Origin of the sequence: uncultured Photobacterium sp., from assembly GCF_947502415.1 — a bacterium.
GTDB lineage: Bacteria > Pseudomonadota > Gammaproteobacteria > Enterobacterales > Vibrionaceae > Photobacterium.
Genome location: NZ_CANMZV010000004.1, coordinates 65,179 through 77,732 on the forward strand (window position 1 = coordinate 65,179; position 12,554 = coordinate 77,732).

Consider the following 12,554-nt stretch of genomic DNA (forward strand, 5'->3'; position numbering starts at 1 on the left):
TCAAAATATCTTTTTAACTTTTAGCCGCGAACCTGATCCTGTCGGGTTTACAAAACTCATTTCATTGATACTTTTTGCCAATGTTAAATTAGGTGGAGAGCAATCACTATGAGTAACAACCGAATAGCCAGTCTGGAATGGGGGCGAATATTAGCCATTTTTGCGGTTATCACGATTCATTGCGCGCCATTTCAAACAACACCCCTCATCGGCGAACATGCCTGGTTCGGAATGATGTTAAACCAGTTGTCGCGCTTTGCCGTCCCTTTCTTCTTCATCCTTGCTGGCTACTTCATAATGCCCCACCTTGTCGCAAAGCCAGCTGAAACACTGAAAAGCTATAACATCCCATTACTGAAAATCTGGCTGGCGTGGAGTGTTATCTATCTGCTTATCCCTTTTAACTTGGGAACTGTTGTTGAACAAGGCTACCTTGCTGAGCGATCCGGCTATTGGGACTTCTTAGTTTCCGCCCCACTTAACTCCCTTTTTGAAGGTGGTATAGTTCATTTGTGGTTTATTCCGGGGCTTATGTGCGGATTGGCTATCATTGGCCTGCTCTGTCATTTAAAGCAGACAAGTCTTATTATCCCTACTGCTATTATCCTTTATGCTTACGGCCTGATGGCTGGAAGTTACCAACCGCTCTTTGGCTTCGAGGCACCAATCTTCACCCGCAATGGTCCATTCTTGAGCACTCTGATGATTACCATTGGTTTTGAAACCCGGCGTCGGGATATTACGGTTTCCACAGTTAATGCTTCTGCACTCATGTTAATGGGACTGGCACTGCATCTTTTTGAGGCAAAATACCTGATGGGTTTCGAAATACCATTTGTTAACCATGACTTCCTAATCGGCACACCATTCTGGGCTGCCGGCTTATTCTTTCTGCTTATCGTCAAGCCAACGTTCGGAAATAATGCATGGACATCCAAATGGAGTAAAGATGTTCTCGGGATTTACCTCTGCCACCTGATGATCGTAATTTTCCTTATGAACCTCACGGCTATCTTCGGTATCGAAGGTATCATCAACGATATTATATATGTTCCGCTCACTTTTGTTATTTCAATGATGCTCACCCGTCTGATCAGAAAAACACCACTAAGACACGCATTACTCCGTTAATACCAAACTGAATAATAATCTAGCCTATCCGCGAGAACTAAAAGGCTCACTCGTAAGTTTCAGCAAGAAAAAACCGGCAGACAATGCCGGTTTTTTTATTGCTTTCCAGAGCCGAATTACTGGCTAATAACAGATTTCACACCATAATCCTGAAGCCATTTTTGCAACTTCGGCGCATGGTCAATATTGTGACTGACAATATCGCAGGCCTTGTTACTTTTTTCCGCAGCTTTTAATGTCTGCCTGATCAACTGCAACACCGCTTCATTTTGATCGTCATGCAGATAATTCAACATTGGGTGGTCTTGATCCAAGCCCAAGGCAAATTGCCCCAACTGATCAATATCCACCACCATGCCATCAAAATATTGCAGGAACTTCTCTGCCAGCAAAGCATTAGCCGGCAATTCGCACATGAGGTTAACTTTCAAACCTTGCGCACCACGGCACAGCCCCTGTTCAGCCAGCAGATCAATCACCGTAGCCGCCTCACTACAAGTTCTGACAAACGGAATAACCAACTCAATATTTGCCATCCCCTCAGCACTGCGTACCCGTTTAATCACTTCACACTCAAGTTCGAAGCTCGAATGATGTGACTTATCAGCAAATCGGGAAACACCGCGCAATCCAATCAGAGGATTCACTTCTGTCACTTCCAACTCACTGCCAAATAGCGACTTACGCAGATGGGAATCAGCTCCTGACAACCTAACCCGAAGCGGCTTCCCCTGTACTTTTTTTGCGGCACTGACCAATATGTCGGTCAATGTCGATACATACCACTCAGCAGGCGTGTCGAACTCACCGGCCTGCTCCATCACCTGCTGTTGCTGCGACTTTTTTAACTTGGTTGTTTCAGCTATTGCGTAAGGATGAACACCAATCGCACTTTTGATGAGGTCATCCATTGAAACCAAGCCAATCGTGAAATCCGACTTCTCAAGTTGAGAAGCTTCTCGTAATACTTCGGGAAAATTAAATCCAGACTGAACGTTATTTGTCATAAGGCACCACTTTGTTTTGCGTTGCAATTGTATTTTCTTCGTAACGATTGCTTATCAATACAGCAGCTATGCTTAACAAAGCATGGATTTATACATAAAAACCCAAGACATATCACAAGTTTGGTTTATTCCTGCTGTCTTTTGGGCTATCTTTACGCGTCGTTATTTTTTGTTATACCGAGATAGGCAAACGTATTATGCCAATGAAAACAGATGAACTCCGCACCGTTAGCCTAGGGGCAATGCCAACACCAGCAGATGTTGAAGCCGCATACCCTACCACTGACAAAGTTGCAGAGCATGTTGCAAACTCGCGCCGACAGGTTGAAGCGATTTTAACGGGAGAAGATTCCCGGCTTCTAGTTATCGTTGGCCCTTGCTCGGTACACGATCCTGAAGCTGCACTTGATTATGCTAAACGTATTCAGGGCATTCAGGATAAATACAAAGACCAGCTTTGTATTGTTATGCGCACTTACTTCGAAAAACCGCGCACTGTTGTTGGTTGGAAAGGTCTGGTTTCAGATCCTCACCTTGACGGTAGCCTTGATCTGGTCGCTGGCCTGCATACAGCTCGTAAGCTCCTAGTTGATATTAACCAGCTGGGCGTCGCAACAGCCACTGAATTCTTAGATATGATCACTGGCCAGTATCTGGCTGACCTGATCTCCTGGGGAGCGATCGGTGCCCGCACTACCGAATCACAAATCCACCGTGAAATGGCGTCGGCACTGTCGTGCCCGGTTGGTTTCAAAAACGGGACCGACGGTAATATCAAAATTGCAGTCGATGCAATCCGTGCTACCCGTGAGCCGCATGTATTCTGCTCTCCGTCCAAAAATGGCGAGATGACCATCTACCGTACAGCTGGTAACCCATATGGCCATATCATTCTTCGTGGCGGCAAAATGCCGAACTACCACCAGGAAGATATTGAAGCATCATGCGAAACCCTGGCCTCTTTCGAACTGCCAGCTCGCCTGATCGTTGATTTCAGCCACGGCAACTGTCAAAAACAGCACAAACGCCAGCTTGATGTTGCCGCTGATATCTCTGAGCAAATCAAGAACGGCAGCAACCATATTGCTGGCATTATGGCTGAAAGTTTCATCGTTGAAGGCAACCAGAGCGTTGACGTTAAGAAGCTTGATCAACTTACCTATGGTCAGTCGATCACCGATCCGTGCATCAACTGGGATGATACGATCACCATGTTCGACATGCTGGCTAATGCGATAAAAACACGCAAATAAGCTATAACTAGATGCAAGGCAACACCACATATTTCCCGGTGAGTCAGGCGTTTCCAACGTTGTTTTGATATACTCGCCAAACATAAAGAATTAACAGTTAGGATTTTGCAAATGCCTTCTTTTGATATTGTTTCTGAAGTCGATAATGTTGAACTAAAAAACTCTGTAGATAACGCGAATCGCGAGCTGGCAACACGTTTTGACTTCCGCGGTGTCGAAGCAAGCTTCACCCTAAATAAAGAAACTGTAAAAGTCTCTGCCGAGGATGATTTCCAAATTACCCAAATGCTGGATATTTTCCGTGGAAACCTGGCTAAGCGTGGCGTTGACGCAAAAGCGATGGAACTAAAAGACGTTGTTCACTCAGGCAAGACTTTCCATCAGGACGTTGAATTCAAACAAGGCGTCGACAGCTTAACGGCTAAAAAAGTAGTTAAGGCTATCAAAGATGCAAAACTTAAAGTCCAGGCAGCGATCCAAGGTGAAAAAATTCGCGTTACCGGTAAGAAACGTGATGATCTGCAAGCTGTTATGGCTCTGATCCGTGAATCCGATTTTGGCCAGCCTTTCCAGTTTGATAACTTCCGCGACTAATAATTAGCGCACCAAGTTAAAAACACAGACTTTATTCCCGAAGGAAGGCATCTCGCCTTCCTTTTTTATTTTTCAAACTTATACCAAAGGATTTTTAATCTCCGTCACTTATTAATTTTAAACATGTCTGACTTGAATATAAAAAAACCGCGCGTTAACAACTACCAACCTTTTGTCGCAATTTTTCATAACTATCCTTTTGAGGAATTGATACAAGTGTCTGTTATTTGCGCAAACAATCCCTATATGAACCGAAATCAATAGGTGTGAGACGAATAATCCCCTATACTCCCCCACCGTCGTCTAGGGTTCCATTTGTATTTATAAGGTTTTATTAAATTTAGTGATATAAAGCAGACAATAATATCAGCAGCTCAATACCGCATGGATCGCAACTTTAGACTCAGGAACCGTCAATTGAATATTAAGCTCAGTAAAAACTCAGCTATTTATTCAACCTTTCATTAAGCTTCTTTTTTGTTCACCAGAACATAAGTACGTACTACGTACAGCACTCTGCTTTTATTCCTTCGCCATTTCGCGAAGCATGGAAGATATGCGACTTGAACCCTTTGAAGGCTATAACAATATACCTATAAAGGAGATGTCCATAATGGACACAACAAAGAACAATACTGTTAATACTTCTTCAACTAGTGCAACCAAACTAGGTTGGAAAAAAAGCGATACCGTTTGGGTGCTTGGCCTATACGGTACAGCTGTAGGTGCAGGTACACTGTTCCTGCCAATCAACGCCGGTGTTGGCGGTCTTATCCCACTATTGGTAATGGCGCTACTAGCCCTGCCAATGACTTTCTTTGCACACCGAGGCATGACTCGCTTTGTACTATCAAGCTCTAATCCTGGTGCTGATATAACCGAAGTGGTAGAAGAACATTTCGGTATAGGCATGGGTAAAGTGATCACCCTACTTTACTTCTTTGCTATCTACCCGATTCTTCTAGTTTACAGCGTTGCTTTAACCAACACTGTTGAAAGCTTCATGGTTCACCAGCTAGGAGTCCAGCCTCCAGAGCGTGCAATTTTGGCTCTTCTTCTAATCGTTGCGCTAATGGCAATCGTCCGTCTGGGTGAGCAGCTAATTATTAAAGCAATGAGCGTGCTGGTATTCCCATTTGTCGCTGTGCTTTTAATGCTTGCTATGTACCTGGTTCCATACTGGAACGCTTCAATTTTCCAGGAAGTAGTACCAGCTGAAGGTGGTTTCACTACAATCATGATGGCGGTATGGCTGATCCTGCCGGTAATGGTTTTCTCGTTCAACCACTCTCCGGTTATCTCATCTTTTGCTGTTGCCAAGCAGAAAGAGTACGGTGAAAATGCTGAGAAACAGTGTTCTCGAATTCTGGCACGCAGCCACATCATGATGGTTGTAACCGTTATGTTCTTCGTATTCAGCTGTGTTTTGAGCCTGTCTCCGGCTAACCTTGCTGAAGCGAAAGCACAAAATGTTTCAATCCTGACTTACCTGGCGAACCACTTTAATACGCCGGCAATCGCTTATGCAGCACCTGTTGTTGCGATTATTGCGATCACCAAATCTTTCCTTGGCCACTACCTGGGTGCAAGCGAAGGCCTAAACGGTCTTGTAATCAAAATGGCACGTAGCCGTGGTAAAGAAGTTGGTTCTAAGGCGCTTAACACCTTTACAGCCCTATTTATGCTGGTAACAACTTGGGCGGTTGCAACAATTAACCCAAGCATTCTGGGTATGATTGAAAGCCTGGGAGGTCCGATTATTGCGATGCTTCTATTTATCATGCCAATGTACGCAATCAAAAAAGTACCTGCAATGCGTCAGTATTCCGGTGCGCTGAGCAACATCTTTATTGTAGCTATCGGACTGATTTCTATTTCAGCCATCTTCTATTCACTGGCTCAGTAAATCATTCTTTACGAGTTCAGGTAATATTATCAAGGCCATCTAATGATGGCCTTTTTATTATTTATTCTATCTGTAGAGAATTGGTATTATTTTCTGTCTCTGCTACAGTCTCTATAATATTTACCTTCACCGAGATTTCCCTGCTAATGGATTTGGAGCGCAACACTGAATATGACAACCCTCTGATCTGGCCAATTATTTCGATTTTGAAAGAAAAACCATCAGGCTGGATGATTCACACCCTATCCGAGGCATTAAAACAACAGGGTTTGTTGACAACTCTTGATGATGATCAAGAAAAAGATCTCTTTAAGCGTAACTTCCTTTTAATGAATGCCCTGTACCAGCTACAAGAAATGCTACTGCCAGAACAGTGGCTACAAGCTCAGGCAATGGACATCCGCCTTTATGCCAACCCGGCAGAAGAACGCAACCAAATCGATCAAGATGATCCGCTCAGGAGTTATTATCTCGACTGGCAAAATTACAATACGGACACAGATGTGATTAAATCGCTCCTTTCTTCATTCTGGCGTCGCTATCAAAGCCATATTGGTTCAACAACGATTCATGGCACTCAACCTCTACCGGAAGATTACACGCTATTTGGCCTGCCAGCGGATGCTTCGCCTAGCCAAATTCGCCGACAATGGCGTAAATTGGCCCTCCGTTGGCATCCCGACAGACCGAATGGCGATGCAGAGCAATTTCGCAAAATCTGTGAAGCTTGGCAACGCCTGGGGGCTAAATTCTAGCGTGTAATCTGCATTACGTTACGGGACACACCCTAAATTTTAGTTTTTTTCAGCCACCTGAACTCGTTCAATTATTTCTAACAAGCCGTCCAACTTTATCATCTGTTAACCTAATGACACCGAATCTAGGCTAATACCAATCGAGTTTATCCAGATTGGTATCAATATTCCCGTATTCAGGGGGCAATATTCTGAGGTCTTATGGCTATAAGACATATCAAGCAAATCATCCAGTCACATCCTTCATCAGACGGCAATGGTGTAAAAGTCAAGCGAACACATGGCTTTGAAAATGCGCCGTTTTCGCCATTCCTGATAATTCAGAGCTATACCGAACAGAATAATAATCTAACCTAAAAAAAAGACAGCCGTCTGGCTGCCTTAAAACATCAGTTACTCTTCATTAGTAGAAAATATCAGTAAAGGGAAGGCTCGCCCTCTGGACGAGTTTTGAAGCGACGGTGCAGCCACATGTACTGATCCGGTGCTTCCATAATCGAACGTTCAATTGCTTTGTTGATATAAACTGCTGCTGCATCAGGATCATCATGCGGAAACTCATCCAGAGGCGGGAACACTTTCAGGGTATAGCGACCAGAATCCGATTGACGCACCATTGTAAATGGCACGACTGCACAGTCTGTCGCATCAACTAACAAGCTTGTACCTGTTGTCGTACATGCTTTTTCTACAGCAAACAACGGTGCGAACGTTGAACGACGACGACCATAATCATGATCCGGGGCATACCACACACGTTCACCGTCACGTAATGCTTTCAGCATGCCTTTAACGTCTTTACGATCAATCATATATTTGTTTGAACGTACGCGGCCTTCAAACTGGAAATAATCGAAACATGGATTGTTGTTCGGACGATAAACACCGACACCGGGAGCCTTCATGCCAAATGCACGGGCACCAAGCTCAAGGTTCATTGAGTGAATTGCAATTAATAAGACCCCCTTACCTTGCTCTTCCAGCTTACGTATATGTTCCAAACCGTCAATCTGTACGTGTCGCTCAACACGCAAATCTGGCCAAAACCAGGCCATCCCCGTCTCAAACAAAGCCAGGCCAGTATTGTCGATATTCTTTTTAATCAATTCAGCGCGCTCTTCTTCTGACATATCAGGGAAACACAGTTCCAGATTACGCTTCATTGTTTTGGCTCGCTTTTTCATCACGCGCATTACAAGGCGTCCAATACTCTGGCCTAGACGAAATTGAATAAAGTAAGGCAACCAGCTCATTAGGTACATAACGCCAACCAATAATAGCGTTAACCAATACCGAGGATGGAGAAATGATTTTTTAAACGTCGGTACTGTAAATTTACTCATATTAGATATGTTCCCATCGTTATTGTTATGGCTTCGTCATGGTCAAAGAAGACAAGGCGCCCCATATCGAACGTCGTATTTTATTAATACCATTCAAATCATGCAAGATCATGAATCATAATTCTGTTCATGGGTACAGGCTAGGTTAAGAAAAATTATCAAACGATGACTCCCAACATGTTTCTGTGACAAAAACGATGAAAATAGACCCAACAGTTCCCCCTCAGCAATACCTAGAAGTAACACTTCTGTAAATACCATCCCAAACAGTGGAGGATACAGAAACTCAACAATGTTTAGATCCAAACATTGTCCGGCCCCACTTCGGCGCACAAATAAAAAAGCCCACAAAATGTGGGCTTCGGGATAATGAATACATGTTAGAGCTGATTTAGCATAGTTAATTCAGCTGCTAAATCGATTATTGGCTATACAAGCAAGCCTCTCCTTCTGGGCGAGTCTTAAAACGTCGATGTAACCACATGTATTGTTCCGGCGCTGCCATTATCGAACGTTCAATGGCTTTATTAACATAGGCAGCGGCTGCCTTGTCATCATTGTATGGAAATGCCTCTAAGGGCTGATGGACTTTCAATGTATAATGCCCGGAATCTGTATTTCTGACCATGGTAAACGGTACAACGGCGCACTTAGACGCATCCGCTAATAAACTTGTCCCTGTGGTGGTACACGCATTTTCAACGGCAAACAAAGGCGCAAATGTTGAACGTCGGCGGCCATAATCATGATCTGGGGCATACCAAACCAATTCACCTGTACGTAAGGCATGGATCATGCCTTTGACATCTTTACGATCAATCAAAGTCCGGTTCGACCGTGAACGCCCCTGATACTGGAAATAATCAAAACAAGGATTGTTATTTGGTCGATACACACCCATTCCCGCTTTATGAATACCAAAAGCACGAGCACCTAACTCTAGGTTCATTGAATGAACGGCAATCATTAATGCCCCCTTGCCTTCGTTTTCAAGCTTCCGAATATGCTCCATTCCTTCTATGGTCACATGACGACTAACACGCGCATCAGGCCAAAACCATGCCATACCAGTTTCGAACAGTGCAAGACCGGCATTTTTGATATTCTTTTCAATGAAATGATTTCGCTCATCTTGACTCATATCAGGGAAGCAAAGTGCCAGATTACGTTCAATCGTCAAGCGGCGCTTCTTCATAAATCGCATAATCCCTTGGCCAAACCATTGCCCAAGGCGAAACTGTATAAAATATGGCAGCCAACTCAACAGATACATTATCGATATCAATGTTAATGTTGACCAATAGCGAGGCAGTAAGAATTTGAGACGAAATGACGGAGCAACAGACTTAGGCATAAAATTTTTTCACAGTGCTGATGGTTTTTATGTACGCACTGTAATAACAATGAATACCCATAATTCAAAAAGCAACGCATTTTATTACGACTCTTTTATCAAAAAAAGGCATAAATTAAATTGTGCCAATTATTTTTCTAAATATCAGAAAACTCAGCCTATAATTCAAGCTTGCACTATGCACTATGCACTATGCACTATGCACTATGCACTATGCACTATGCACCATACAAACCAACCTCTTATATTACACCATGGCAAAATGCACCTTAATAACACAAAAATAAAGAGGTAACAATAATAGACTTGTTACCTCTTTATTCAATGCAGTGCATTCGATTCGATATTATTAGAACGAAACCCCGCTTTCATCAATTTAGATGCTACATACCCTTCATAAACTGTCCACTGCCCGAAACCAAACATCCCTATCGCTTCCAGTCCTTTTGCATTCAAAGTCGCCTTCCACTTCTCAGCCATAATATCGAATGCCTGCTCCCACGTAATCGGAGCAAACTCACCGTTTTTATCGTACTTACCGCCTTTCATCCTCAACATAGGTTGAGTCAGCCGATCTTTGCCATACATGATTTTTAAAAGGAAATACCCTTTAACACAGTTAAGGCCTCGGTTTACGGGCGACTTGATATCACCGTGAGTAGCAACCGCTGCCGAAACAGCTGCCTGTAGCAACCACACCCAAAAGCCGTAACCACCAACAACGGCAACAGCTAAGATCGGAAATAAGATAACAGTGATAAACAGAAAAGCTTTAAGCTCAGCTTGACGCAGGTTGTCATCATTCATCTGCCTACTCCAAAACAGGCAAGTTAACTTTAACTCTAGCCATCATCTGGGAAATTAATAACTCGATAGGCTCCCCCCTTTAGTGTTACGCTGGAACTATCAGGATGATTACGCAGGATTAACCGACATTTATGCCTATAAGCAAAACCAAAACCAGCTTTTACCGCAGGCTCTATATTGCTCATTTGATTGACCATGGAATCGCAACAGTACCCGGTATTTTGGAATACACAGGCATGCCCAGAAGAACCGCACAAGATACGATCAAAAGCCTGGCCGAACTCGATATTGTCTGTACGTTTATCCAGACCGAAGGAAAACGAAATAAAACAGGTCACTATGAAATCAGCGATTGGGGAGCTATAAACAAAAGTTGGATTGAAGACAACCTGACTGAAATCAAATCACTTCTCGGCTACCCATAAAATCTTATAACTCTCCATAAAGCCTGATAAACACCGGACGCATTACTCTTAAAGTGCGCTTCGTGTGTTTTCAGCGCACTTGACCTTTACCCTGCCAAACCTTGCTTTACGCCACCTTCCACAGCAAGGCATAATCTCGATTCTACTATTACTCCTGAAAAACGGAATATTCCTTGGAACTTTTATCAATTGATTTTCTTGGCCAACCGCTACGACTAGAAGGCTCAATGGCCGGGTGGCAACAACTTTTTTGGAATAACACCCTTGTCTCGCAAATCAGTGCCAGTGCAGAGCATGACGATCAACACCTTCACGAATTCGAGCTAAGCAATGGTGAAGAGTCCATAAAATGCCGGGTAGAAGTATCACTTAGCTGGCAACCATTTCTGATTGAATATCGAATTTGCGCTAATGAGCAGCTGGTTGCCAACGGCTCACGCAACGCCAAAGATATCGAGCGGCAAACACCAGCTGCACCACAAGAACCAGATCGTAAATTTAGCCTGATCGGACTTGCCTCGTTAGGAATGAAATTATTCAAAAGCGCCAAGGTGATTAAAGGTGTTCTCGCAGTGGTAAGCTTAGCTGCCTATTCCTGGCTGTTTTCAGTAAAATTTGCCCTGGCACTGGTAGCCTGTCTGGTTTTTCACGAATACGGCCACATCAAAGCGATGAAATACTTTGGTATGAAAACCAAAGGGATCTATCTTGTCCCGTTCTTCGGTGGCTTGGCTCTTAGCGACGAGAAAATCAATACCCGTTGGCAGGACGTCGTCATATCTATCATGGGGCCTTCATTCGGCCTTATCATGTCTCTGTTATGGATGGTCACCTACTGGCTAACCGGTGAGATGTTCTTTGCCGGCCTAGCCGTGTTCAATGCCTTGCTCAACCTCTTCAATCTGCTACCTATCTTGCCTCTCGACGGTGGGCACGTATTAAAGAGCATCAGTTTCTCGATGAACAATATGGCCGGTGTAATTTTCGGCTTACTAGGTGTAATTGGCGGTGTGCTACTGTGCTACAAGCTCGGCATGACCCTGTTCGGCTTCCTGCTGATTATGGGCTCAATTGAAATCTTTACTGAATGGAAATACCGCCACCATAGCCACCTGCTTCCACTTGATCGCTATGGCCAGATTGTATCGCTGGTCTGGTATGTAGGCCTGGTTAGCACGCTAATGGGAATTATGTGGTATTTCGCCGGTACAGGTGACACCATGTTAGGCTTGCCGTTACAAATTCTAGGTTCCTAGTTCGAAGATAAACTTAAACAAAAAACGAGGCATTAAAGCCTCGTTTTTTATTTTTTCCTGAAAGCAGGACGCAGCTATTAAACCCGCGCGATTATTTATCCTTCGCCATCATTGCCTTCAGATCAGCAAATGGATTAAACGTCGCAGGTTCGTGATCGTTCTCTCCGGCTTTTACGACGCTTCCCACCTGCTGATCATGCTCTGTATATTTTTCATGTTCATGGTCGTGACAGAAAAGACACAGCAATTCCCAGTTACTACCATCTTCAGGATTATTGGTGTGGTCATGATCGATATGATGAACCGTCAGTTCTCGCAAGTTTGAGTAGACAAATTCACGTGAACAGCGCCCGCAAACCCATGGATATAGTTTAAGAGCTTTCTCACGGTAGCCCTGTTCTTTACGAGCGTAAGCGGCACTGGTGCCGTAAAAATCTGATGACATTGTTCAGCCTGATACTTGGTTAACGCAAATATACCCATTCTTCCAGACGCCTTCTGGCTCCATAAAAAACCAGTACAGCAGAATAGGTATTAATCCATTGCTAGTCTACCCCAAACAAGCGGCAATTACCGGATCCACTACACATTTCTTCCACACATTGAATTCAATACTTACCAATTCTCTTAAGAGTAAATCAGCACGGGGAACAAACTGGCACGATTTATATCTCTGAAATGAGAAAATGTATGAACAAAGAGTGACAAGCTCGTGAAAAATAG

Annotated in this window: 12 protein-coding genes and 2 pseudogenes; 8 read left to right on the top strand and 6 right to left on the bottom strand. The window is 43.7% G+C overall.

Translation table 11 applies throughout. From position 1 onward, the window contains the following. Window positions 1-108: 108 nt before the first annotated feature. The gene (locus Q0852_RS05705) at window positions 109-1,131 is read left to right on the top strand and encodes an acyltransferase family protein (RefSeq protein WP_299015127.1); all 1,023 of its coding nucleotides are present in this window, start codon (window positions 109-111) and stop codon (window positions 1,129-1,131) included. A 116-nt stretch (window positions 1,132-1,247) separates the two neighbouring features. On the opposite strand, the gene Q0852_RS05710 is transcribed toward Q0852_RS05705, so the two are convergent. Continuing rightward, entirely contained in the window at window positions 1,248-2,138 is an 891-nt protein-coding gene (locus Q0852_RS05710) for a putative PEP-binding protein (RefSeq protein WP_299015130.1), read from the bottom strand. A gap of 197 nt (window positions 2,139-2,335) precedes the next feature. Here Q0852_RS05710 and Q0852_RS05715 point away from each other — a divergent pair, with 197 nt between their 5' ends. The 5 genes from Q0852_RS05715 to Q0852_RS05735 all read left to right on the top strand — a co-directional run bounded on the left by Q0852_RS05715 (window position 2,336) and on the right by Q0852_RS05735 (window position 7,003). After that, window positions 2,336-3,391 (top strand): 3-deoxy-7-phosphoheptulonate synthase, encoded by a 1,056-nt coding sequence (locus Q0852_RS05715; RefSeq protein WP_299015132.1) that lies wholly within the window; start codon window positions 2,336-2,338, stop codon window positions 3,389-3,391. A 111-nt stretch (window positions 3,392-3,502) separates the two neighbouring features. After that, complete coding sequence (locus tag Q0852_RS05720) at window positions 3,503-3,985, top strand: YajQ family cyclic di-GMP-binding protein (protein WP_299015135.1); 483 nt, start codon at window positions 3,503-3,505, stop codon at window positions 3,983-3,985. Between the two features lie 613 nt (window positions 3,986-4,598). Beyond that, window positions 4,599-5,891: a serine/threonine transporter gene (locus tag Q0852_RS05725; protein ID WP_299015138.1), complete on the top strand. Its 1,293-nt coding sequence runs from the start codon at window positions 4,599-4,601 to the stop codon at window positions 5,889-5,891. Window positions 5,892-6,037: 146 nt separating this feature from the next. Continuing rightward, window positions 6,038-6,646: a DNA-J related domain-containing protein gene (locus Q0852_RS05730; RefSeq protein WP_299015141.1), complete on the top strand. Its 609-nt coding sequence runs from the start codon at window positions 6,038-6,040 to the stop codon at window positions 6,644-6,646. 201 nt (window positions 6,647-6,847) lie between these two features. Then, window positions 6,848-7,003 (top strand): hypothetical protein, encoded by a 156-nt coding sequence (locus Q0852_RS05735; protein ID WP_299015145.1) that lies wholly within the window; start codon window positions 6,848-6,850, stop codon window positions 7,001-7,003. Between the two features lie 59 nt (window positions 7,004-7,062). Here Q0852_RS05735 and lpxL read toward each other — a convergent pair whose 3' ends face one another. The 4 genes and pseudogenes from lpxL to Q0852_RS05755 form a co-directional block, all read right to left on the bottom strand. Beyond that, window positions 7,063-7,989, bottom strand: coding sequence for an LpxL/LpxP family Kdo(2)-lipid IV(A) lauroyl/palmitoleoyl acyltransferase (gene lpxL, locus Q0852_RS05740; RefSeq protein ID WP_299015148.1), 927 nt, complete (start codon window positions 7,987-7,989; stop codon window positions 7,063-7,065). 421 nt (window positions 7,990-8,410) lie between these two features. Continuing rightward, complete coding sequence (locus Q0852_RS05745; RefSeq protein ID WP_299015151.1) at window positions 8,411-9,343, bottom strand: LpxL/LpxP family Kdo(2)-lipid IV(A) lauroyl/palmitoleoyl acyltransferase; 933 nt, start codon at window positions 9,341-9,343, stop codon at window positions 8,411-8,413. A 324-nt stretch (window positions 9,344-9,667) separates the two neighbouring features. Then, window positions 9,668-10,042 (bottom strand): annotated as a pseudogene (locus Q0852_RS05750) (molybdopterin-dependent oxidoreductase); the annotation flags it as partial. Next, a pseudogene (locus tag Q0852_RS05755) lies at window positions 10,028-10,150 on the bottom strand (periplasmic nitrate reductase, NapE protein); the annotation flags it as partial. The pseudogenes Q0852_RS05750 and Q0852_RS05755, both read right to left, overlap by 15 nt. 131 nt (window positions 10,151-10,281) lie before the next feature. On the opposite strand from Q0852_RS05755, the gene Q0852_RS05760 reads away from it, so the two are divergent. After that, entirely contained in the window at window positions 10,282-10,575 is a 294-nt protein-coding gene (locus Q0852_RS05760; RefSeq protein WP_299015154.1) for a winged helix-turn-helix domain-containing protein, read from the top strand. A gap of 173 nt (window positions 10,576-10,748) precedes the next feature. Further along, the gene (locus Q0852_RS05765) at window positions 10,749-11,831 is read left to right on the top strand and encodes a site-2 protease family protein (RefSeq protein WP_299015157.1); all 1,083 of its coding nucleotides are present in this window, start codon (window positions 10,749-10,751) and stop codon (window positions 11,829-11,831) included. A 91-nt stretch (window positions 11,832-11,922) separates the two neighbouring features. Here the strand turns inward: Q0852_RS05765 and Q0852_RS05770 are convergent, their stop codons facing one another. Next, window positions 11,923-12,276 (bottom strand): YajD family HNH nuclease, encoded by a 354-nt coding sequence (locus tag Q0852_RS05770; protein WP_299015159.1) that lies wholly within the window; start codon window positions 12,274-12,276, stop codon window positions 11,923-11,925. Window positions 12,277-12,554 lie beyond the last annotated feature (278 nt).

Coding starts and splice junctions, on each gene's coding strand:
- Q0852_RS05705 (WP_299015127.1), top strand. CDS start 109: ATGAGTAACAACCGAATAGCCAGTCTGGAATGGGGGCGAATATTAGCC.
- Q0852_RS05710 (WP_299015130.1), bottom strand. CDS start 2,138: ATGACAAATAACGTTCAGTCTGGATTTAATTTTCCCGAAGTATTACGA.
- Q0852_RS05715 (WP_299015132.1), top strand. CDS start 2,336: ATGCCAATGAAAACAGATGAACTCCGCACCGTTAGCCTAGGGGCAATG.
- Q0852_RS05720 (WP_299015135.1), top strand. CDS start 3,503: ATGCCTTCTTTTGATATTGTTTCTGAAGTCGATAATGTTGAACTAAAA.
- Q0852_RS05725 (WP_299015138.1), top strand. CDS start 4,599: ATGGACACAACAAAGAACAATACTGTTAATACTTCTTCAACTAGTGCA.
- Q0852_RS05730 (WP_299015141.1), top strand. CDS start 6,038: ATGGATTTGGAGCGCAACACTGAATATGACAACCCTCTGATCTGGCCA.
- Q0852_RS05735 (WP_299015145.1), top strand. CDS start 6,848: ATGGCTATAAGACATATCAAGCAAATCATCCAGTCACATCCTTCATCA.
- lpxL (WP_299015148.1), bottom strand. CDS start 7,989: ATGAGTAAATTTACAGTACCGACGTTTAAAAAATCATTTCTCCATCCT.
- Q0852_RS05745 (WP_299015151.1), bottom strand. CDS start 9,343: ATGCCTAAGTCTGTTGCTCCGTCATTTCGTCTCAAATTCTTACTGCCT.
- Q0852_RS05760 (WP_299015154.1), top strand. CDS start 10,282: ATGCCTATAAGCAAAACCAAAACCAGCTTTTACCGCAGGCTCTATATT.
- Q0852_RS05770 (WP_299015159.1), bottom strand. CDS start 12,276: ATGTCATCAGATTTTTACGGCACCAGTGCCGCTTACGCTCGTAAAGAA.